Below are 23,339 nucleotides of genomic sequence, written 5' to 3'. Positions count from 1 at the left end.
ATTATTGATTTATAATAATTAACTAACACACTAAACAAATGGAGTGCAGAACAGAGTTTATTGAGCTTACTTTGATAAAATGCCATAATGCAATCAGTTGCATTTTGGCGGGAGAAGATATGTTTAAGTACAGTAGAATACGCTTCTTTGTGATTTTATATCTGTTTTCAGCGTCTCAAAATAAAAACCACGCTGGCTCGTTAAGCAATATACATGAGTTGTATGATTTGTGCTCTAACCCGTTCTATTGGATTGAACAAAACAGGAAGGTGATACCTATGAATGAAAATACTAACGATAGTGTTGCTGTTTATGTTGAAGGTGGTAGTGACAACTACATCGGAGAGAACAAAATGGTAGGGTTTAAAAAAGCTGTTGTGTTAAAGGATACAAAAAACAATACCGTCATTAATAACGAAATGCTAACCGAAGAAGCCGCGGCTATTTTTCATAAATTAAATCTTGATATTGAACGCCTTGAAATAGAAAGCCAGCAAAAGCACGAGTTATCCAGCATTGTCACTAGAATGAAAGTTGATTTTGGTTCGGGAAATTTTACTGAAGCATATAAAGAGTTTTCATCGTTTTTATCAAATCATGTAACGATCATGGCGCCGCTCATGCCGTACCTTGCACAGCTTGCAGTGTACTTAGCATAACCTCCATTCTATGCAAATGTCTGCCACTGGCATACATTCTGGATTGTTCTGCTCAGAAATCGACATTAGAAAATGTAAAGCAGTACTAATGACCTGTATATGAGCTTCCGCTCTAAATGAGAAAGGGGCTAAGGCGAGTTATATTTATAATTCATCACTGGACAAAAACGTTTTAGACGTCGGCTGTATTAAGTTAATTTCTATGGGCTAACGCCCAATTAAGGTGTGAAGCACGCGACTACAACACTTGATTTGACCACCGTAATCACTAAACCCAAACCAAAAATGCCAAGCGTGCTGAATCACTCTTAAATTGTTTGTTAGCTGAATTCTAACTACTTCAGTAATGGAGTTAATTTTTCTTTAGCCTCTTGATGTGCACGTATAATATGACGTTTTAAATAGATGCTTTTTGAGCCAAAGAAAAAACATACATCGTCATCGTACTTTGAGGATTGCTCGAAATCATCCATTTTCATTAAGGTACACTTACCAAATGCAACATTAAATGAGGACTTTATGTTGTTTTTCTCTATATAGTGGTTATCTGAGTCTGGGTGGCACAGTGCATCACGAACATATTTGATTAAGTCGCTAACATCTTTAATTTTACCCTCAATAAGCACGTCGTCTTTAAAGTCGATACGATCAGAAAACTTTTCCGTTTTATACATTAGATCTCGTAAAGAAATTAACATCTCAATAAATGCTGCTCGCATCAACACATGACTGGAATTGTTGGGATGAAAAATCCCGCATGATAGAAGTTCATCAATACGCTCTAGCGAACTCTCTATCTCACTTTTACTAAAAAAGTCCATATTATTCTCCATAAATTCACCATTCAGCTAACAGCGTATTACCGAGAATTCCCGTTAACACTCAATGTGTCAATTTCTAGAATTATCAAAATACGATTTTTATTAATTTAAATATTAATAACTTACACATAGCCTAAAGGAATTACAATTGTTTAGACTCTCCTATAACCGTGAATTTACTTATTCGAGAACGGGTAAAATTACATTACGAGAATACGCATAAAAAATAGCTTTAAAATTAGCAACTTAAATGTTTATGAAAATTTTAACGAGAAGCTAATTATATTACATAACGAGAATTGATTATTTATTCATTAACACGTTGAATGCCTGCTTCGCTCAAAGCTGCCATTAGAGGATTTACGTTAACTCATTTTGGGGCAGAAACGAGTTACGGCTGATAGTCGGCTTATGGCACTCAGCCGACAGTCAATATAGATGGTTTAACTTACAGTACAAATCAGTTATTTATATCGCTAACGGGTAAATTGGGCTGTTTCTGGTAAATTCATTATTTTTGTCGGATGGCGTGGCTCCGCCACTTGTCCAACCTACATTAAAAGGTAGGTTGGTTAAGCCGAAGGCGCCACCCAACAGATTTTCAGATACACGCCTTTAAAATCCGCTCATGGCACTCTCTGGCTACTCGACAACATTAAATATTGAGAATTATTGGCAAGGTATTTTACTTTGTCGGATGGCGCTTCGCTTATCCGACCTACGCGTACACTTATATGCTGAGAGTGGTTATATCACTCCCATCTACACTCGCGCATATTCACTTTATTATTGTTAAAATTAACACCTTCTAATAACAGTTTTTGTCGTTGTTCTTGGTATTTATCGCTTCCTTCGGGAAACGATATTTTACCTTGGCTATTAACCACTCGATGCCAAGGGATCGCCGAATCTTTAGGCATCTCTTTTAATAATCGGCCAACTAGCCTTGCATTATTAGGATACCCTGCAAGCGCCGCTACTTGCCCATAACTGGCAACACACCCTGAGGGTATACTCGCAATAATAGTATAAATTACCGTTTCTTTATTAACGCCCATTATTGTTTAAGTACTCCTGACTGAGTAATTCAAATTGCTGCCAAATTTTACGGGCAACAGGACCATGGTGCATAGCATGTTGACGAAAAACACGAATTTGCGCGCTAAACTGATGCTCTCTGTCTGTTACTATTATTTGCTGTAATGAGCCCGCGGCAATTTCTTTTTTACAGTGGCCTAAGCTCATCATTGCCCATCCTGCACCTGACAATAAAAACGACTTTAGGGTAGATATATCATCAATTTTCATCACCGCAGCCCCTTTAGAATAAGACAACCTGTCGCTGTCTATGCTCAAGCCACTTTCAAACATCGCTAAACACGGGTAAAGTTGTAACTCATCGTAGGTAAGCTGCTTAGGTAAAATCCCTTTTGCGCCAACAATGCCTATATCAAGCTTGCCTATCGGTAAGCTTTCTAAATCGCCGGTGGCATGAAATAAATCAAACCATGGGCCAATCCCAAGCTCGGCTTGGCCGGTATTAACTTGCTCTAAAGATACAAACCGTTTACCACTGGTTAAACGAAATTCTGTACTAGAAAAATGCTTAAAAGTATTACTTATGATCTCGTTATAACTTTGCATATGACAAATTTGCTCGTAGCAGACTCTATATTGCGCTTCATTGCCTAATGCCAGCTCTGTTGCGAGCTGAGTAAGTTGCTCATTAGCGGCTAATAACTGTTTAGCCTCGCGATGAAAAATACGTCCTTTTTCGGTGAGTTGTAATCGGTATTTTGAACGGTCGAGTAGATCAAAACCTAATTTCGCCTCTAAGTTTTTAATCGCTAGTGTCAATGCAGGCTGCGTTTTATGTAGCTTTAATGCAGCGCCACTTAAGCTCGCACTTTGCACAATAGCATCTAAAATTTGTAATTGATTAAGTTTCATAGTCAGCCCGGCACATTATAAGTAAAACTTATTGAGTTTCTAAAATTTAATGAATTTTATTTTATATGTTTGCAGCGTATGCTGCACACACTTATTTAGCCTTTTTTTATCATGGAGATATCATGCCACTGTTTCGCTTATGTTTACTATCTGCGACATTACTAAGTTTAATAGGCTGCTCAGAGCCCGAGAAAATAGCTAAAGAAGAGCCTATTCGTCCGGTTAAATTATTTAGCATTGGTCATGATTCACAAACTAACATTCGCAGCTTCCCCGCTGAAGTGGTTGCAAACCAAGGCTCATATCTTGCTTTTAGGGTCAACGGTGAGTTGGTTGAATTTCCTGTATTAGCTGGTGAACAAGTTGAAAAAGGACAACTATTGGCTAAGTTAGATCCTGAGGATTTTCAATTACAATATAACGAACGTAAAGCACGATACGAACTGGCAAAATCACAGCTAAAACGCATTAAACAACTATTTGATAAAAATATCACCAGTCAATCTGAGCTTGATCAAGCCGTTGCCAATAAACAAGTCGCTGAGTCAGCGTTTAAAATTGCAGAAACCAATTTAGAGTACAGTGAACTTCGTGCTCCTTTTGCTGGCATAGTAGCCAAAGTGTTTGTAAAAAACTTTGAGAGTATTCAAGCAAAACAAAATGTTCTGCGCCTAGAAACTCGCGATTTTATGGATGTAGAAATACAGGTTCCTGAAAAAATCGTGGCGCGCATTCAAAAAGATACCCAATACCAACCTATGGTTGAATTTGATGGCTATCACGACAAGCAATACAAACTCACACTAAAAGAATGGGACACCCAAGCCGATCCGGCAACACTCACCTATAAAGTGGTGTTTTCATTACCGGTGCCAGAAGATTTTAATTTGCTTGCGGGTATGTCTGGGCAAGTGATGATAGATTTGAGCAAAGTTACACGCTCACAAACCCCTTACACTATTTTACCTATTGAGTCGGTATTTTCAGATCCTAATAAAAGCCTAAGCGATAATGCCTATGTGTGGGTTTTTAATCAGCAAACTGGCACTGTGCATAAACAAGCAGTACAAGTGGGCCAATTGCATCACGACACTATCGAAGTGCTTAGCGGCGTAAAAGAAGGCCAACAAATTGTCTCTGCCGGTGTTCACTCTTTAAAAGAAGGCATGTCTGTTCGTCCTTGGAATAAAGAGCGAGGCTTATAATTATGGGCTTTGCGCAACTATCTATTGAGAAAAAAGTCATTAGCTGGATGTTTACGCTGTTGCTGTTAATTGGCGGCAGTGTATCTTATTTTGATTTAGGCCAGCTGGAAGATCCTGAATTCACTTTAAAAAAAGCCATGGTGATCACTTTATATCCAGGTGCCTCTCCACAGCAAGTCGAAGAAGAAGTGACATTTCCGATTGAAAATGCCATTCAACAGCTCCCCTATGTTGATTATGTCACCTCTATTTCATCCAATGGTAAATCACAAATTACCGTAGAAATGAAAAGCACCTATCGTAAACAGGAGCTAAGACAAATATGGGATGAAATGCGTCGTAAAATAAACGACCTTAGCCCGTCGCTGCCAAGTGGTGTTTACCCCAGTAATGTGATTGATGATTTTGCCGATGTTTACGGCGTTATGTTTGCCGTCACGGGCGATGGCTACTCGTATGATGAATTAAAAGACTATGTTGATTATTTAAAACGTGAACTTGTTTTAGTCAAAGGAGTGAGCAAAGTTACAATTGCGGGCCAACAGCAGCCACAAGTAATGGTTGAGGTATCGACGCAAAAGCTTGCCCAACTCGGTATTGCGCCTAGTCATATTTATGATTTACTGCAATCACAAAACACCGTATCTAACGCTGGACGTATTCGCGTGGGTGATGAGTCTATTCGCTTGCACCCTACTGGTGAATTTAAAGATGTAAAAGAACTTGAAACCTTATTAATTTCAAAGCCTGGTGCCAGCGAACTCATTTATCTAGGCGATGTTGCAAAGGTTTACCGTGAATATGCTGAAGTACCGACTAATGTGATTCATTACAATCAACAACATGCTCTGCTTATTGGTGTGTCGTTTATGTCTGGGGTTAATGTTGTTGATGTGGGTAAACACATAGATGAGCACTTAGCATCTCTTGAGTATCAACGCCCGCATGGTATTGATATTAGCTCAGTGTATAACCAACCTAAAGAAGTAGAGCAGTCGGTAGATGGCTTTATTGTTAGTTTAATAGAGGCCATTGCAATAGTTATTGTAGTACTACTTATTTTTATGGGCTTTAAAAGTGGGGTTTTAATCGGCGGTATATTATTACTGACCGTATTAGGCACCTTTATATTTATGAAGCTGTTTGCGATTGACTTACAACGCATATCATTAGGTGCGCTAATTATTGCACTAGGTATGCTGGTCGATAATGCCATTGTTGTGACCGAAGGTATTCTCATCAACCTCAAGCGCGGACAAACAAAGCTTAAAGCGGCAATTAATATTGTCGATCAAACTAAGTGGCCACTACTTGGCGCAACAGTTATTGCCATAACCGCTTTCGCACCGATTGGTTTAAGCTCAGATGCCAGTGGTGAATTTGCTGGTAGCTTATTTTGGGTGCTGTTTATCTCATTGCTATTAAGCTGGATCACCGCAATTACCCTCACCCCGTTTTTTGCCCATTTAATGTTTAAAGAAACCGAATTTAAACACGAACATAATCAAGAGCATGAAGACCCTTATCAAGGCATCATATTCAATGGTTATAAAGCGACATTAAATTTAGCTATGCGCTTTAGAAAAACAACCTTAGTCCTTATGGTTGCCCTTTTATGTAGCGCTGTAGTGGGGTTTGGCTCGGTAAAACAATCTTTTTTTCCAGCCTCGAATACCCCGATGTTTTATGTCGATTACTGGCAAGATCAAGGCGCTGATATTCGCGCAACCCTTGAGGGCATTAAGCAGCTAGAAGCTTATTTACAAAAGAATGAACTGGTCACAGAAATCACCAGTACAGTTGGCCAAGGTGCGCCGCGTTTTATGCTGACCTACGCGCCTGAAAAATCCTACCCTGCTTATGGGCAGTTAATTATTCGTGTCACCAATCGTGAAGCCGTCGCAAAAGTCATGCAAAAAGTGCGTGATTACGCACAGCAACATCCACTGTCTGCAAAGTTAAAAGTAAAACCAATGGAAATTGGTCCGTCAACCGATGCTAAAATAGAGGCGCGGTTCTCAGGCCCCGATCCGGTTGTTTTAAGACAGCTTTCATCACAGGCTAAAGAGATTATCGCCAAAGACGACGGTGCCTTTAACATTCGCGATGATTGGCGTGCACGCACTAAAATGATTCGTCCGCAATTTAATGAACAAAAAGCGCGCCGTTTGGGGATCACCAAGTTTGACCTTGACCAAGTTCTGTTAACTAGCCTGTCGGGTAAGCAAGTGGGTGTGTATCGTGATGGTACGCAATTATTGCCTATTATTGCCCGTTCACCGGCAAGCGAGCGCTTAAATGTAGACAGTGTTCACGATTTACAAATTTATAGCCCTGTTTTACGCGTGTTTGTGCCGGTTACCCAAGTGGTTGATGAATTTATTGTTGAGTGGGAAGACAGCTTAATTATGCGTCGCGATCGTAAACGCACCATTACTGTGATGGCAGATCATGATGTATTGGGTGATGAAACGCCTGCAAAATTATTTGCTCGGGTTCGCGCTGAGGTTGAAGCAATTGATTTACCCCGTGGCTATGAAATGCAATGGGGCGGCGAGTTCGAATCATCAAGCAAAGCGAAAAAGGCTATTTTTGGCTCGTTACCACTGGGCTATTTAGCAATGTTTGCAGTAACAGTATTACTGTTTAACTCAGTGAAAAAACCTTTGGTTATTTGGGCAACTGTACCGCTGGCTATTATTGGTGTTAGTGCAGGCTTATTAGTGATGAATGCGCCGTTTAGCTTTATGGCGCTACTAGGCTTACTAAGCTTAAGCGGCATGCTAATTAAAAACGGCATTGTACTGGTTGATCAAATAAACTTAGAACTGAGTGAAGGTAAATCACCCTATCAAGCAGTGTTTGACTCAGGCGTAAGCCGTGTGCGCCCTGTAGCCATGGCCGCTATCACAACAATACTTGGCATGATCCCGTTATTATTCGACGTATTTTTTCAGTCGATGGCGGTCACCATTATGTTTGGCTTAGGGTTTGCTACCATACTGACGCTAATTGTAGTGCCGGTTTTATACACTGTGGTATTTAGGATTGATTACCCTAAAAAATAGTAGGCTAACAAAAAACGCAGCTAAGGCTGCGTTTTTATTTGCTTTGTTAAACAAGCTTAATTACTTTTTTAAGCTTAACGTGCTACTGCTGCGGGTTTTATTTCCTGTGGCAGTATTTGCTTTGTGAGTCTTTGATTTACCTACATAGGTAGTAGAGCGTTTTTGATAAGGCGTATTTCGACTACTTTTTTTAGCGTGCTTTTGTTGCTCGTCATTATTTTCACGACGTAGTTTCCCGCCCTGAAAGTCACGCTTATGAGCAGATTTAGCGCCACTATTTTTAGCTTGTTCAGTGTAATTGCGCTGTTCAGTATCATCATAAAGTGAGTGTTCTTGCGTTTTACCTGAATCAGCAATTGAGTCGTTAATGACCGCCATTTCAGCGTCGCTTAAATGTCGCCACTGCCCTACTTTCAATCCTTTGAGGGTTACGTTCATAATACGCACACGTTTTAGTGTAACCACTTCGTAACCTAAGTATTCACACATACGGCGAATTTGACGGTTTAAACCTTGGGTTAAAATAATGCTAAATTGCTGCGCACCGGTCTGAGTAACTTTACACTTTTTAGTCACGGTATCTAAAATAGGAATACCGTTCGCCATTTTATTTACAAACTGACGATTAAGTGGTTTGTCTACAGTAACCACATATTCTTTTTCGTGGTTATTGCCAGCTCGTAAGATTTTATTAACGATATCGCCTTCATTGGTTAAAAAAATCAGCCCTTCTGAGGGTCTGTCTAAACGACCAATCGGAAATATACGTTCAGGATAATTAACAGCTTTAACAATATTACTTTGAATTTTACGCTCTGTGGTACAGGTAATGCCCACAGGCTTATTATAAGCAATATACACACGTTTAGGTGGTGCTTTTAATGGTTTACCATCAACCAAAACTGCATCTGATTGGGCAACTTTAACACCCATTTCTGGTAATTCGCCATTAACGGTAACACGACCTTGCTCAATATATTTATCGGCTTCGCGGCGAGAGCAAAACCCGGTTTCACTAATAAATTTATTTAAACGCTTCAAGTCTGTCATCTGGCAAATCTTCTTAAATATAAAGGCGCATAGTTTAAACTACTCAAGCTATTTTTTCGCGGTTAATTTTTGCTAATTTACGCCATAGGTATTCAAGCGGGCCTTGCTTAAAATAACGGTAATAAATAGCTGTAAATATAAGCTGTACAATCACTAAGCTAATGGCGAGCAGCCAATAATCGAGTCGATTAAAACTAAGCGCCCACTGCGGAAAAAACACTTTAAACAATAATAACTGCATAATGGTTTGGCTTATGTATAAAGTAAACGCTAAACGTCCAACTTGTTGGATAAGCCCCCCTATGTAGGCGCTGTTGTCGCAAAGTTTAACAATTAAATGAATATAAAGCAGTGCAACACATAAGGCAGCAAGTTCATTAACAGGCTCTTGTAACGCATAACCAATACCTTGTTCATATGACTCTAACACTAATCGTAAGCTAGTCAGCAACACACTTAACACAGCTAGTTTAATTAGCCCCGACCTGCTAAATCCATCACTAAACACATTACATTTGTAGGCAACAATACCAATTAGCATAAAGCCAGCACTTGCCCACAGTAATAAAATAGGCACTGTTAGCAACATATAAATGCTCATTGTTATATTTTGGCTAAAATGCGCACCAATACTTTGGTAATAACTATTATATATCTGGTCAAACTCGGGAGAATCCCTATAGAGTGGTTCCTCATTAAGCCCTAACATAATCATTGCTGTGGCAAGTAAAGCAATAAAAGTAAAAAAGGCCGCTTTGCTTTTAAGCTCTTCGTCCGTGTAATCTAAATAGCGCAATATAAATAAACCTGACACCCCATATAAAAACAAAATGTCGCCCGCCCACAATAAAAAACCATGTATTAAGCCAAACACAATAAGCCAATATAGGCGTTTTTTTAATGGCTCAATACATTGCTGTCGCTGATACTGAATACAAAGACCCGCACCAAACAATAAAGTGAATAAAGTGCGAAACCGCCCTTCAACAAATATAAGGCTTAGTATGTTTAGAAACTGATCGCTAGGTGGTGATGTTGTGAGTGGCGTATAATTAAGCTCGAAAATAGCAAAGGAAAAACAGTTAATAAATACCAGACCAAGTACGGCTACGCCCCTTATAAAGTCCATATTATAATTGCGCAAAGCATGAATTCCCTAAATATTATCTTTATAGCTATCGGCCCATTGTACCGCTTGTTTGTATAATTTTGGTAAAAAAGCACTGTCTAAATTAATCAGTAATACCGCTTTCTCAAGCGCCCACCAGCTTCCTGTTTCGTAGGCTTTGACCGTTTCAAGAATATAATATAAGTTATTTTTTTCACCGGTTAGTGCTGCTTTAATTTCATCTGGGAATGGCAGTTTATCAACCAACAAGTCCATTGGCTTGTCTAAAATAGCATCGAGCAGTGAAAAAAGCCCCGTTAAAAATGCTTCACCTTGAACCTGCTTAGCAACTTTTGCGGCTATTAATTCACAAAACCGTGCGCGAATAACGCACATCTGCATGAGCTCTATAGGCTTAGAGCGAGCTGTATGGGCAGTGACAATTAAGTTAACAAACTTTTTTAAACGTGCTTGGCCGAGGTAAACTAACGCTTGTTTTAACGACGAAATTTGGCTTTGTAGCGGAAACACACCGCTATTTAATAAACGCAGTAACTTGTAGGCCAATGCCGCATCAAGCTCAAATAAACCGGTGATCACTTTAACATCAGGATCTGGCTTCATTACTTCTGAGTAAATGGCGATCACTAGGCCGTAATTATAGTGCATATCTTTTTGTTCTATCATCACTGGGCGCGCAAAATAATAACCTTGAAAATAATCAAAGCCCATTTTACGGGCCAATTTATATTCTTCAACGGTTTCTATTTTTTCGGCTAGTAGTTTAATATTTTTGTATTTTTTAAGCTTATTCACCACCAGCGGAATTTCAGCAAGTGGAGTAAGGCGAATATCAAATTTAATTAAGTTGACCAGCTTTAAAAAGCGCTCCCACTGCGGCTTATAAACAAAATCATCAAGGGCTAATTTGTAGTTACTGTGGAATAGTTTACGACATAGCTCGTAGGTATCGTCGGTGGGCTCTATGGTCTCAAGTAATTCAATAACCACATCTTTACAAGGTAAAAAATCACACAAATCAAGTTTTAACGACTCAGGGCCAATATTGATCAATGCTTTTTTACCCGAGGTAATGTGACGAGTACCTAGGTTAAGCTGGTTTTCCATGATAAGCCTCGCCGTTGCTTGGCCATCAGACACACCAGGAAAGCAATTTTCAGGACTATCGCGAAATAGCAGTTCATAAGCAACTACATTTTGATTCCGATTTAGTATTGCTTGCCTTGCCACAAATACAGACACATTACCTACTTTATATTATTTCCACCAGACTAAGTAATTAAAGCGTAAACAAGAGGGGATGTCACTGAACTTTATAAAATTTTTTAATATAAGTATGTTATATAATCAGTTACCACACTATCCCAACTAAATCGTGCATCAGCAGCTCGCCTTTTTATTGCTTGCCATTGCTTAGGGTTTGTTTGATATAAGCTAAGTGCCTCAGTTAAACTCTGCAAGAGTGCATTAGCTTGTGTACTTAGCGTATCGCCGTTAAAACAAAATCCACTGACATTATGCTCTACGGTATCTTTTAAACCTCCGACACTGTGCACTAAGCAAGGTTGGCCGGCTCGCATTGCGAGCATCTGGCTAATTCCACAGGGCTCAAAAGAACTCGGCATTAAAAATAAATCACCTAATTGATACATTAAATCGCCAACACCTTGCCCATAGCCTTTTAAAAACAAAAAGTTGTTATTACGTGCCATGGCGCAGGTAAAAAGGTGTTCAAGTTTACTATCGCCAGAGCCAAGCACAAGTAAACGCCCCTTAAATTGATTAATGATCTGACACACTGAATCAATAGTCAGGTCTTTGCTTTGTTGCTGGCAAAGTAACAATACTTTTTGATCAGTGAGCCGCCCTACACTTGTTACAAGTGGCCCTTGCTTATCACACGCCATAAATTGTAAAACACGCTGATGAGCGATGTAGTGGCTGCTGTGTAATTGCGCGCTTTTTGCCATCCAACTAAACAAAGTCGATTCTATTTGCTCTAATAGCTTACTATAAGTTGCTTCATGTTCGTCTTGAATTGCGTAATCACAGCCGTTGAGTATGCCAATTAATTTGCCTTGCTCAGCCGCTTGCTGTAAATCTCGTTCAAGCCCTTCGCCACCAAAGAATCCGTGGGCGTCATTACTTGCTATTTGCACTTCTTGGCTATAACTCGGTGAAACCACATGTACTTTGTCGGCTAAATTAATGGCACTGCGCATAGGGTTAAAGCAATGCGGATAACGAGGGTCGCATAATCGTTGCCCGTCGTAACTTAACGAGGGAAACCATGCTTCTAAGCTTGAATCATCCCCTTTAAAAGGACGAATTCCCTGCAAAGCTAAATTGTGCACCGTATATACCAAGCGCAGCTTAGCAAGCTTGCCATAACGAGGATTAAATTTAAGTAACACGGCCACACAGGCACTATGCCAATCATGCAAATGTAACGTGTTGGGTTGTGTTAATACCCCTTGTAAAAGCGCTTCACAAATAGCGGCATTAAACAGTGCAAACTTGGTTGCATCGGTAGCAAATGGTCTATTATCGTTGTCGTTACAATACACACTCAATGATTGACTAAAAAGAGGATGACTTATCACTATTTGCCTCACCCCTTTTTGATTCTGTGGAATTTCAAACAAAGATAAAACGTGGGTCTGTGACTTAAATGCCACACTCACTTCACCAATAAAACAGCGCTCACCTAGTTCAAAACCATAATCAGGAATAACCACATCTACCGTCAGCCCCTGCGCCACTAACGCCTTTGGTAAATCACGAATAACATCAGCAACACCACCAACTTTGGCATTAGGTAACGCATCATTCTCTGCAGCAACCATTAATATATGCATTAATTTACTCTTATAGTTTGCTGCAAGGCTTTCGCCTTGCTCTTTTAATTATTGATTTAACTTTGTCAGCATCTCACGGGTTACCAAAACAATTCCCTTTTTAGATACTCTAAAGCCATTGGCTTCGTCAGATTGGCGATCATAACCAATTTCTAGTCCAGGTGGTATCTCACAGCTTCTATCAATAATGGCACGTTTTATTTTACACCCACGGTTAACTATAACACCGGGTAAAACCACCGACTCTTCAATAGTACAATATGAGCGAATATGTACATTCGAAAACAGTAATGACTTTCTTACTAATGAGCCTGAAATAATACAGCCACCGGATACGGTTGAATCAACAGCCATACCCCGGCGATCGTCATCATCAAAAATAAACTTAGCTGGAGGAAGCTGCTCTTGGTATGTCCAAATTGGCCAAGTAGGGTCGTACAAATCCAATTGAGGCTCAGGCATAACCAGTTCCATATTAGCTTCCCAAAATGAATCTAAGGTCCCTACATCGCGCCAATAAGGTTGCCCTACTTGTGCGGGATCTCTAAACGGATAAGCAAACACATTATGTTCTTCAATAATGGCTGGAATAATGTCATGACCAAAATCACGCCCTGAGCCTTCTGTTTGTGAATCTTTTTGTAATTGCTCAAATAAAAACTCAGTATTGAAAACGTAATTACCCATTGACGCTAAACACGTACCAGGTTTACCAGGTACAGAGCTTGGTTCAGCTGGTTTTTCATCGAATCGTCGCACTCGGTTTTGTTGATCAACGGTCATTACGCCAAAGGTACCCGCTGCTTCTTCAACCGCGACTTCTAAACAGCATACGGTCATATCAGCACCATTTTCGACATGCTTTGCTAACAAACCGCCGTAATCCATACGATATACATGATCGCCTGACAAAATCATTACATATTTAGGTAATTCATGGCGAATAATATCCATATTTTGAAATACCGCATCGGCAGTACCGCAATACCATTCTTCACCATGGCGCTGTGACGCAGGTAATATTTCAACTGACTCACCTAATTCCTTTTTAAAATGCCCCCATGCACGATTTACATGGCGTATTAGCGAATGAGATTTATACTGCGTTGCAATTCCGACACGTCTTACACCTGAGTTAATGCAATTTGATAGTGGAAAATCAATAATACGATGTTTACCACCAAAATAAACGGCGGGTTTAGCACGCCAGTCGGTTAGCTCATGCAAGCGAGAACCGCGACCTCCGGCAAGAATTAAAGCGTAGGTTTCTCTGGTTAAATTACTTATATAACGATTTGCATAACTGGGCATATTACTCTCTCCGTTTAGTGTCAGCTGTTAGTGTCAGTATTTGTTTTTACTGTTTGGTGTGTGGTATCAAGTGGAGTTAAATGCCATATATCATCACAATATTGACTAATTGTTCTGTCACTAGAAAATGAGCCACTGGCGGCAGTATTTAAAATACTCATTTGAGTCCAGTATGTTTGATCTGCATAGGCTTTATCAACATCACGTTGCGCAGCTATATAGCTGGCAAAGTCATGGGCGGTTAACCAAGGATCGTTGTTACTTTTAATGCCATTAATCACATCGTCAAATAAGCCAGGTTCAAATAGATTGAAATGGCCACTTTCGAGTAAGTGCATCACACTATTCAAATCAGGGTTATTCGCAATTATTTCACTGGGGTTATAATGCGCTTTTATGTCGTCAATGTGCTCAGCTTGTGCGCCAAATAAGAAGAAGTTCTCAGCCCCAACAGCGTCACGTATTTCAATATTAGCGCCATCTAGGGTGCCTATTGTTAGCGCGCCATTCATCATAAACTTCATGTTGCCGGTACCTGAGGCCTCTTTGCCCGCGGTTGATACTTGCTCCGATAAGTCCGTTGCAGGGCAAATGGTTTCCATGGCGGTTACATTATAATTAGGTAAAAACGCGACTCTTAGAAAAGCAGATACCTGTGGGTCTTTATTGATCACCTCAGCAACATTATTAATCAGCTTAATGATTTTTTTAGCCATCATGTAACCCGGTGCTGCTTTACCACCTAATAAAACGCAGCGAGGCACCATGCCTTGTGTGTCGCCACGGCGTATGCGGTCATATAAATGAATAACGTGTAAAATGTTAAGTAACTGACGTTTATATTCGTGAATACGTTTTACCTGCACATCAAACAGCATGTTAATATCAAACTCTACGCCACATCTTTGTTTTACTAAATCAACTAAGCGTTGTTTGTTTTGTTGTTTTGCTTGTTGCCAATATATATGAAACTGGGGGTCATCGTAGTAACGACGTAATTGGCTAATTTGTGCAAAATCACCTATCCAGTCTTTACCTATTTTTTCGCTAATGATCTGGCTTAAACTCGGATTGCAGTATGCAAGCCAGCGCCGTGGAGTAACACCATTGGTTTTGTTGTTAAATTTATCAGGCCATAGCGCATAAAAATCTTTAAACAAACCCGCGGTTAATAACTGCGTGTGTAGTGCTGCCACACCATTAACAGAATAGCTGCCGACAATGGCTAAAAAAGCCATACGTATTTGCGGCTCGCCCCCTTCTTCAATTAATGATAAATCCCGTTGTTTTTGCACATCACCTGGCCAATGCATGGCCACCTCGGCTAAAAAGCGGGCATTAATTTCATAAATAATCTCTAAAATACGCGGTAATAATTTAGCAAATAACGATACCGACCACTTCTCTAAAGCCTCTGGTAGTAAGGTATGATTTGTGTAAGCCATGGTTTTGGTGGTGATATTCCATGCCTGATCCCAATCCAGTTCATGGTCATCAACTAAAATTCGCATCAGCTCGGCAACCGCAATACTTGGGTGGGTATCGTTAAGCTGAAACACATGATGCTGAGCAAATTCAGTAAAATCATTACCGTATTGTTCAATCCATTGTGTAAGTACATCTTGAATACTTGCCGATGATAAAAAGTATTGTTGACGTAATCTCAGCTCTTTACCATTTTCACTGCTGTCGTTAGGGTACAACACCATGGTTATTTGCTCAGCGAGATTTTTTTGTGCTACCGCTTCAGAATAACTTCCGGCATTAAATTCTGTTAAGTTAAATTCGTCCGTTGCTTCAGACTTCCAAAGTCTAAGGGTATTAACAATATTATTTTTATAGCCCGGAATAGGTACATCATAAGGCACTGCTAATACATCTTGAGAACTGATCCATTGACGATGCTCACGGCCAAATTTATCGGTGTAGCTTTGTACATAACCAAAAAACTTAACCCGTTTAGCTTGCTCCGGTGCGCTTAATTCCCAAGGATGACCTTCTCGTAACCAGTTATCTGGTTGCTCAACCTGATTACCCTCTTTTATTGACTGATTAAACATGCCATATTCATAACGAATACCATAACCGACCACTGGCAGCGCTAAACTGGCACAGCTATCTAAAAAGCAAGCCGCTAGTCGCCCTAAGCCGCCATTGCCTAAACCGGCATCATGCTCAGCTTGTTCCACACTTTCAAGCTCAGTACAGTAAGCTTGCAGTGCCTTTGTAACTAGTGATTCTAAATCTAGATTTAATACCGCATTACCCAGCGCTCTGCCCATTAAAAACTCTAACGATAAATAGGCTGTTTTACGACGTTTTTGTTGTTTTATTTGTTGATTGGTTTCCCTGCAGCGTGCCACTAATCGGTCTCTGATCGTCAGTGCTAATGCATGATACAAATACAACTGTGACTCGCCCACCACATCACGTCCTAAGGTGTAATAAAAGTGCCGTGTTAAATCATCACTTAAAGTACTTTCGTCTATCACTGGGGCCTGCTTGCCAGCCTTTTACTACACACACTTGCTCGTCTTGCTTAGTCATAATCATCGCCTTCTAAATTGGCACTAAAAACCCAACTACTTTGTGCTGAAATATTCACGGTTGCATCTTCTTGAATAACAGATGATGCGTTATTTACACTTGATAACACTAACGTCCATGGCGCGATAATGGGCGATTGTGGTAATTGGCAGACCACAGGCTGTTTACTAGCATTAAGAATAATTAATAACGCATGCTTATTTTGCTTATCAAGTAAGCTATACATTAAAAATTGACGTGTATCTTCATGCCAATGTGTTTCATCCATTTTTTTACCTTGCTCGGTAAACCATTTAACGGTGAAGCGCTCATCAATATCATCCAAAAACACACTGTGTTTAAATGCACTGTGACCACGCCTGATTTTTAGCGCATCATCAATAAACTGAATCAATGAATGATTCAGTTGTGAGTCTTTCCAAGCAAGCCAGCTGGTGCGATTATTTTGACAATAAGCGTTATTATTACCGCCTTGCGAGTGCGCCATCTCACTGCCAGCGGCTATCATTGGCACGCCTTTGGAGAGTAATAAGGTGAGTAGAAAGTTTTTTTGCTGTTGTAAGCGCAAACTCATTACTTCTGAGTCGCTGGTAAATCCCTCAACCCCGCAGTTAAACGAATAATTAGCGCTATGACCATCTTGGTTGTTTTCACCGTTGGCCTGGTTATGTTTTTGCTCATAACTGACTAAGTCGGCTAACGTAAACCCATCATGGCTGGTAATAAAGTTAATGCTATTTAGCGGGCCTCGGTTACTGTGTTCAAAAATATCAAACGAGCCATGTAAACGCTTTGCCACATCACTAATAATGCCTTTTTCACTTTGCCAAAAGCGTTTAATCACATCACGATATTGATCGTTCCACTCTCGCCAAGGTGAAGGAAATGCACCAAGCTGATAACCACCAGGGCCTATATCCCACGGCTCACTGATCAGTTTAACTTTATTTAACACAGGATCTTGGGCAATTGCTTGTAAAAAGGTGTGAGACGCACTAAAGCCCGTATTTGAACGCGCTAAAATGGTGGCTAAATCAAATCGAAAGCCATCAACGCCCATAACTTCAACCCAGTAACGTAAGCTGTCGAGTACCAATTGTAAGGTTTTAGGGTGATCGATATTTAACGTATTGCCACACCCTGTATCATTAATATAAACATTGGGTTGCCCCTCAATGGTGCGATAATATGTTAGGTTGTCGAGCCCTCGCAGAGATAAAATAGGGCCATCATTTCCTCCCTCTGCGGTGTGGTTGTATACCACATCCAAAATAACTTCAATATTGGCGCGGTGTAACTCGCTCACCATTTGTTTAAATTCGTTTATATCGTCATTAACCAAATAGTCTTTATGAGGAGTGAAAAAGTTAAGACTATTATAGCCCCAGTAATTTTGCAGTCCTTTAGCGGTTAAAAACTGTTCACTTATAAAAGCATGCACAGGCAAAAGTTCAATAGCTGTTACCCCTAAACTTTTTAAATGATCAATAAAACTGGGATGACTCAAACCTAAAAATGTCCCTTGTAGTACTTTAGGGATATCAGGATGGCGACAGGTGGCACCTTTAACATGGCACTCATAAATAACGGTATTGGCCCAACTATGCTGTGGCTTTGTTTGTGTATAAGCTACCGACGCAGTCACTTTTGATTTAGGCATATCTATCGCATTATTAACCACACTTTTAGTGCCAATGGGCATTTGCCCGTAATGTCGTTCGCTCCAAGTAAATTCGTTAAACAAGTCTTTTGCATACGGATCAATCAGTAATTTATGTTCATTAAACAACATGCCTTTTTCTGGGCTGTATTCGCCATCAACCCTAAAGCCATACAATGCGCCGGTGCTTAATGGGGCTATGTGAATGCTCCATACGCCGCCTTCATTAATATTCATGGCTATTTTTAATATTTCTGTATGGCCGCTTTTATCAAATAAGCACACAAAAGCTTGGCTTGCATTAGGGGCATACAAGGCAAAGTTAACGCCTTGGTTTTGTACACTCGAACCCAGTGGCAAAGGCGCACCCTGAGTAACCTCAAAGCAATTACTCATCATTCACCTTTTCTAAGTAAAGTGTGGTTAAGCCACCAATGTTAACTGTAATACTGTGATCAAACCCATGACTTGGCTGAACGACTGAGTGGATAAGCTGGTTTTTATCCTCTGTGACACGATAACCTGAGCCAAAAAAGCAAACCTCATCGGTATTTAATACCACTTTATATATGCCCTTCGCTGGCACACCTAAGGTGTAGTGTTGATAAGCCGTTGGTGTAAAGTTAGCGACAATAACCATAAAGTGGTCAGCATTTTTAGCATAACGAATAAAGCTAAACATACTCTGCTGGCTGTTATTATTATCTATCCATGAAAAGCCCGTTGCACAGCTATCAAGCTCATATAAAGATGGATGCGCTTGATACACTTGATTAAGACGTTTAACCGTATGCTGAATACCTTGATGACTTTGATGCTCAAGCAAGTGCCAGTCTAGTGAATGGTCATGATCCCACTCTTTACGCTGTGCTATTTCGGCGCCCATAAACAGTAATTTTTTGCCTGGATGTGCCCACATAAACGCATAATAAGCACGTAAGTTTGCAAACTGCTGCCAATCGTCACCGGGCATTTTGTTTAGTAGTGATCCCTTGCCATGCACCACTTCATCATGACTGAGCGGTAAAATATAATTTTCACTAAATGCATACACCATAGAAAATGTCATTTTATGATGGTGATATTTTCTAAATAACGGATCTTGCTGCATATAATCTAAGCTGTCATTCATCCAGCCCATATTCCATTTATAACCAAAACCTAAGCCATTGTGTTCAACACTTTGCGTGACCCCAGGCCAAGCCGTTGACTCCTCGGCAACCATCATAATGCCGGGGTTATTTTTATAACTGCGTAAGTTCACTTGTTTTAGGCACTCTATAGCCCCTAAGTTTTCTCGACCGCCATAACAATTAGCTACCCACTGTCCTTCTTTACGACTGTAATCAAGATAAAGCATCGACGCCACCGCATCCACACGTAGTCCGTCTATGCCAAATTGGCTAAGCCAATACATCGCATTAGAAATTAAAAAGCTTTTTACTTCAGGGCGGTCATAATTATAAATATAGGTGTTCCAATCAGGATGAAACCCTTGGCGCATATCAGCGTGTTCGTATAAATGGGTGCCATCAAAGCAATGTAAGCCATGCGGATCGCTTGGAAAGTGCCCAGGGACCCAATCAAGTAATATGCCTATATTAGCTTTATGGCATTGTTCAACTAAGTATTTAAAGCTGTTGTAATCACCAAAGCGGCTCGTAGGTGCAAACAGCCCTACTGGCTGATAACCCCAAGAGCCATCAAACGGGTATTCACTTATCGGCATAAGTTGTAAATGCGTGAACCCCATTTCAATCACGTAGCCTACAAGCTTATCTGCAAGCTCGGTGTAGCTTAAGTAACGGTTATGCTCAGCGCGTTGCCAAGAGCCTAAGTGCACTTCATAAATACTGATAGCCGCATCAATATGATTACGCTTTTGGCGATTTATAATCGCTTGTTCACTTAGCAAAATAGGCGCTGGTTTGTACTGTAATATACTGGCAGCGCCCGGTGCTTGCTGCATTTTAAACGCAAAAGGATCGGCTTTATCTAAGACCTCGCCACTGAGCGTAGTAATAGCAAATTTGTAGCACATGTCTGCACTTAAACCCGGGATAAATAATTCCCATACCCCACTGGCCGGATGAAATCGCATAAAATGGCGATTCGCTTGCCAAAAATTAAACTCACCAATAACCGATACACTGGCGGCATTAGGCGCCCACACACAAAAACGAACACCATCTACCCCTTGTTGTGTAGTAAATTGCGCACCTAAGTGAGTATAAGCATGCTCAAGGCTACCTTCGTTAAACAAGTACATAGCTTGTTCATCCAATGTACTGCTGAAGCTGTATTCATCGTAAAATGTAACATCGCTATTTTCATAACTAACCTGGCATTGGTAAACACTGCTAGGCATGCTTGATAACTCAGCGATAAATAAATCACTGTGTTTATAGCGTAACGCGCTAATAACTTGACCATCAATTAACAGTTCGACGCGTAATGCCGCTGGCAAATACACGCGTATTTCAGTGCCACTTTGGATGTTGTGCGCGCCTAAAAAACTAAACGGGTCTTTAAATCGCCCTGCAGTTAAAGCGTTTACCTGTGCGTCATAATCAACTAATTGCGTTGATACCTTATTTTTAGTACTGCCCATTTACGCATTCCTTATTGAATGTATTGCAGCCAAAAGAGCAGCATTATCTTTAAAAATATCGTCGCACGTATGTGTCAGTACCCGTCGCCAATTAGGATACTCTTTGTCGGTGCCAGGAATATTGACTGGGTAGTGTTGCTTGTCTAAATCATCAAGCTGTAATGCAAGTAAACGAGACGGCGATTTAGCTAAACATACAGCCAAAGCGCTATAAACGTCAAAAGCATCCGTGTTAAGTGACAAGGAAGTGTTTTGCGGATTTAAAAAGCGTAATAGCCGGTGCTGCTCTTGCTCTCGCTGCTGAACTAACTGCTGATACTCATCAGTATCAATCAGCCCATACTGCTGTTTAATTTTTAAATCGCTATGCTGCCACCAGCCCACAAATGGCGGTACATCATGATTGGCTATCATCAGCAGGCATTGCTCGCTAAGGTCATCGCTATTTACAAATTCATCATTTTGTTGTTTTTCAAAATAAAATAAGCTGTTTGAGAAAATGCCACTATCAACCAGTGCCTCTTTTACCTCCGGTGGAACAACCCCTAAATCTTCGCCTATTACTATGGCCTGATTAAGATGAGATTCAATTTTTAAAATTGCTAATAAATGCTCAAATGGGTAATACACATAACAGCCATCTTGGGTATTATTGTTTATGAAACACCACCACAAACGCCTAATCGCCATTACATGGTCGATTCGTAACCCGCCTGCTGCATCCATATTGGCGCGTATGAGTGAGCGATAAAACTGATAGTTATTGTCAGCAAGGCGCTGCGGGTTTATTGCTGGCAGCCCCCAATTTTGGCCATTAGGTGCCCAAGGATCTGGTGGTGCGCCAAGGGTTGCATCTTGACTAAATAATCCCTGCTGGTATTTAAATTCAGTGCCCTCACTAGCACAGCCCACCGCTAAATCATTAATTAAACCAATCGCCATCCCTTGCTCAATACAATGCTGTTGGCATAGCGCGAGTTGGCTGTGTGCTTGCCATTGGAGGTAATATTCAAATGTGGGCTCTGTGGTTTCTAACATAGCAAGTACATCACTGTACTGTTTACAAAACGCACTAAATTCGTTTTGCCGTGTTTGACTGCCCTGTTGTTGAAAATGCTTAAAAAGCAGCTTAAAAGCAGCATATTTGCTCTCAGTAACCGTTCTATAATCAATAAACGCTACATTTTGGTCGCTGTATTTGCTTGAGGTATTAGCAGATAACAACTCAGTTAAATCCGGATTGTTAAAGCTGTCAGGCGATAAATTAATTGCGATATATAGCGGATTGAGTAAGGCACGATTGTTTGGGTTGTAGGGGCTGGCGCACTCAGGGTTATCTGCAAACAATAAGTGCAATGGGTTAAGTAAAATATAGTCCATATTTTGCTTTGCACATAAGGTTGCCAACTCAAGTAAATCACTAAAATCGCCAATCCCGAGTCCGGCTTTATTTTTTAATGTATATAACTGAATTGATAAGCCAAAGCGTTTTTTATCCGCTATTTGGTAGGCTTGTTCAGGGGTCGACCAAATTTGTGTTTTAGCAGATTGCTCACCCATCGTTAATAACGCATCATAATAGCCGGTTGGTAAATGCGTCAGTGGTAGCGCTATTTCTATATAACGACACCCATTTACAAAGTACTCACCTAATGCTGCATACTGAGCAATGTGTTCAAATTGCAGCTTTATATTTAATGCTGCCACAGTTAATGTAATTTTATGATGCGTATCAGCTTCATTAACACGCACCTTTAGCACATTACTAGCCTGATCTATTATGCTAACAGCAGGTACGAGTGTTAACCATGTAGCCGCATCCAATTGATAATTTAACTGGGTTATTTGCGCCGTATCACGTGTGTCAACGCCACAGCAGTGCAAAGCAGATTTACGGGTGTCTTCGCTAAATATAACGTGTTCACCCGTATACTTAGTGTATTCGTAACCAATACCATGCAAATAAAACAATTGCGATAGTGCGTCCATTCAGCGACCTTAATTAATGCGTTGTGTATTTACTATACTATTTTCTGTACCAAAATTATTAGCAATATACCCATCAGCCTGATGATCGTTATCCCACTGTTTACCATTTATTAAATAGCGAAAATGAAACTCTTTATCAACGGGAAGACGTTGCTTGCATTTAAATACGCCACGCTTTTTGTTGTGCTTCATTGGCACCGGCTGCCAATCATTAAATTCTCCAAGTAAACAGACATCATTTGCATCTGGGTGAGAAAATTCAAAGGTTACTTCTGCTTCATTTTTTGTTTTAAAAAAGCGTTTATTCAACATAATAGGCTCCAACTAAACCATAAGGGTTATTCATCTTTGCCACAGGCCAAACAGCTTAAAAGGCGGTGTGGAATCCATTCATTCACATAAAAACAGCTTTAAAGTTAATCAAAACTTTATTTACGCATTATTACAGTGCGTTATTTATTTTACCGCACTGGTTTGGTGC

Annotated in this window: 15 protein-coding genes and 1 pseudogene; 3 read left to right on the top strand and 13 right to left on the bottom strand. The window is 40.3% G+C overall.

From position 1 onward, the window contains the following. Positions 1-278: 278 nt before the first annotated feature. Positions 279-659 (top strand): hypothetical protein, encoded by a 381-nt coding sequence (locus LOC50_RS14460; protein ID WP_250654051.1) that lies wholly within the window; start codon positions 279-281, stop codon positions 657-659. 335 nt (positions 660-994) lie between these two features. Here LOC50_RS14460 and LOC50_RS14455 read toward each other — a convergent pair whose 3' ends face one another. The 3 genes from LOC50_RS14455 to LOC50_RS14445 all read right to left on the bottom strand — a co-directional run bounded on the left by LOC50_RS14455 (position 995) and on the right by LOC50_RS14445 (position 3,430). After that, positions 995-1,333: a hypothetical protein gene (locus LOC50_RS14455; RefSeq protein ID WP_250654050.1), complete on the bottom strand. Its 339-nt coding sequence runs from the start codon at positions 1,331-1,333 to the stop codon at positions 995-997. An 899-nt stretch (positions 1,334-2,232) separates the two neighbouring features. Further along, positions 2,233-2,538, bottom strand: a complete 306-nt coding sequence (locus LOC50_RS14450; protein WP_250654049.1) for an MGMT family protein — start codon at positions 2,536-2,538, stop codon at positions 2,233-2,235. Beyond that, on the bottom strand, positions 2,528-3,430 hold the full coding sequence (locus LOC50_RS14445; protein WP_250654048.1) for a LysR family transcriptional regulator: 903 nt from the start codon (positions 3,428-3,430) through the stop codon (positions 2,528-2,530). The genes LOC50_RS14450 and LOC50_RS14445 overlap by 11 nt, the downstream gene beginning before the upstream one ends. Before the next feature lie 122 nt (positions 3,431-3,552). On the opposite strand from LOC50_RS14445, the gene LOC50_RS14440 reads away from it, so the two are divergent. Continuing rightward, positions 3,553-4,635, top strand: a complete 1,083-nt coding sequence (locus tag LOC50_RS14440; RefSeq protein ID WP_250654047.1) for an efflux RND transporter periplasmic adaptor subunit — start codon at positions 3,553-3,555, stop codon at positions 4,633-4,635. A gap of 2 nt (positions 4,636-4,637) precedes the next feature. Beyond that, positions 4,638-7,703, top strand: coding sequence for an efflux RND transporter permease subunit (locus LOC50_RS14435; protein ID WP_250654046.1), 3,066 nt, complete (start codon positions 4,638-4,640; stop codon positions 7,701-7,703). 60 nt (positions 7,704-7,763) lie between these two features. Here LOC50_RS14435 and rluF read toward each other — a convergent pair whose 3' ends face one another. The 10 genes and pseudogenes from rluF to LOC50_RS14385 all read right to left on the bottom strand — a co-directional run bounded on the left by rluF (position 7,764) and on the right by LOC50_RS14385 (position 23,170). Further along, positions 7,764-8,753: a 23S rRNA pseudouridine(2604) synthase RluF gene (rluF, locus tag LOC50_RS14430; RefSeq protein WP_250654045.1), complete on the bottom strand. Its 990-nt coding sequence runs from the start codon at positions 8,751-8,753 to the stop codon at positions 7,764-7,766. 43 nt (positions 8,754-8,796) lie between these two features. Further along, on the bottom strand, positions 8,797-9,897 hold the full coding sequence (locus LOC50_RS14425; protein WP_502934586.1) for a DUF418 domain-containing protein: 1,101 nt from the start codon (positions 9,895-9,897) through the stop codon (positions 8,797-8,799). Positions 9,898-9,909: 12 nt separating this feature from the next. Then, complete coding sequence (locus tag LOC50_RS14420) at positions 9,910-11,124, bottom strand: EAL and HDOD domain-containing protein (RefSeq protein WP_250654044.1); 1,215 nt, start codon at positions 11,122-11,124, stop codon at positions 9,910-9,912. A gap of 83 nt (positions 11,125-11,207) precedes the next feature. Further along, positions 11,208-12,740, bottom strand: coding sequence for a glycogen synthase (locus tag LOC50_RS14415; RefSeq protein ID WP_069438936.1), 1,533 nt, complete (start codon positions 12,738-12,740; stop codon positions 11,208-11,210). A 48-nt stretch (positions 12,741-12,788) separates the two neighbouring features. Further along, the gene (gene glgC / locus LOC50_RS14410; RefSeq protein ID WP_248533746.1) at positions 12,789-14,051 is read right to left on the bottom strand and encodes a glucose-1-phosphate adenylyltransferase; all 1,263 of its coding nucleotides are present in this window, start codon (positions 14,049-14,051) and stop codon (positions 12,789-12,791) included. A gap of 20 nt (positions 14,052-14,071) precedes the next feature. Continuing rightward, a pseudogene (locus tag LOC50_RS14405) lies at positions 14,072-16,598 on the bottom strand (glycogen/starch/alpha-glucan phosphorylase). Then, positions 16,591-18,654, bottom strand: coding sequence for a glycogen debranching protein GlgX (gene glgX, locus LOC50_RS14400; protein WP_250654177.1), 2,064 nt, complete (start codon positions 18,652-18,654; stop codon positions 16,591-16,593). The pseudogene LOC50_RS14405 and the gene glgX overlap by 8 nt, the downstream one beginning before the upstream one ends. Next, entirely contained in the window at positions 18,647-20,869 is a 2,223-nt protein-coding gene (glgB, locus tag LOC50_RS14395) for a 1,4-alpha-glucan branching protein GlgB (protein WP_250654043.1), read from the bottom strand. The genes glgX and glgB overlap by 8 nt, the downstream gene beginning before the upstream one ends. Continuing rightward, positions 20,870-22,858, bottom strand: a complete 1,989-nt coding sequence (gene malQ / locus LOC50_RS14390) for a 4-alpha-glucanotransferase (protein ID WP_250654042.1) — start codon at positions 22,856-22,858, stop codon at positions 20,870-20,872. A 9-nt stretch (positions 22,859-22,867) separates the two neighbouring features. Beyond that, a complete protein-coding gene (locus LOC50_RS14385; protein WP_250654041.1) occupies positions 22,868-23,170 on the bottom strand; it encodes an isoamylase early set domain-containing protein in 303 nt (100 codons plus the stop codon). Positions 23,171-23,339 lie beyond the last annotated feature (169 nt).

Origin of the sequence: Pseudoalteromonas sp. SCSIO 43095, assembly GCF_023650455.1 — a bacterium.
GTDB classification, from domain to species: Bacteria; Pseudomonadota; Gammaproteobacteria; order Enterobacterales; family Alteromonadaceae; genus Pseudoalteromonas; species Pseudoalteromonas tetraodonis.
Note: the sequence above shows the minus strand (reverse complement) of the source record. Positions and strands in the feature narration are given on the sequence as shown.

Bases quoted from the DNA above. Each gene is read 5' to 3' on its own strand.
- LOC50_RS14460 (WP_250654051.1), top strand. From the start codon at position 279: ATGAATGAAAATACTAACGATAGTGTTGCTGTTTATGTTGAAGGTGGT.
- LOC50_RS14455 (WP_250654050.1), bottom strand. From the start codon at position 1,333: ATGTATAAAACGGAAAAGTTTTCTGATCGTATCGACTTTAAAGACGAC.
- LOC50_RS14450 (WP_250654049.1), bottom strand. From the start codon at position 2,538: ATGGGCGTTAATAAAGAAACGGTAATTTATACTATTATTGCGAGTATA.
- LOC50_RS14445 (WP_250654048.1), bottom strand. From the start codon at position 3,430: ATGAAACTTAATCAATTACAAATTTTAGATGCTATTGTGCAAAGTGCG.
- LOC50_RS14440 (WP_250654047.1), top strand. From the start codon at position 3,553: ATGCCACTGTTTCGCTTATGTTTACTATCTGCGACATTACTAAGTTTA.
- LOC50_RS14435 (WP_250654046.1), top strand. From the start codon at position 4,638: ATGGGCTTTGCGCAACTATCTATTGAGAAAAAAGTCATTAGCTGGATG.
- rluF (WP_250654045.1), bottom strand. From the start codon at position 8,753: ATGACAGACTTGAAGCGTTTAAATAAATTTATTAGTGAAACCGGGTTT.
- LOC50_RS14415 (WP_069438936.1), bottom strand. From the start codon at position 12,740: ATGCATATATTAATGGTTGCTGCAGAGAATGATGCGTTACCTAATGCC.
- glgC (WP_248533746.1), bottom strand. From the start codon at position 14,051: ATGCCCAGTTATGCAAATCGTTATATAAGTAATTTAACCAGAGAAACC.
- glgX (WP_250654177.1), bottom strand. From the start codon at position 18,654: ATGAGTAATTGCTTTGAGGTTACTCAGGGTGCGCCTTTGCCACTGGGT.
- glgB (WP_250654043.1), bottom strand. From the start codon at position 20,869: ATGGGCAGTACTAAAAATAAGGTATCAACGCAATTAGTTGATTATGAC.
- malQ (WP_250654042.1), bottom strand. From the start codon at position 22,858: ATGGACGCACTATCGCAATTGTTTTATTTGCATGGTATTGGTTACGAA.
- LOC50_RS14385 (WP_250654041.1), bottom strand. From the start codon at position 23,170: ATGTTGAATAAACGCTTTTTTAAAACAAAAAATGAAGCAGAAGTAACC.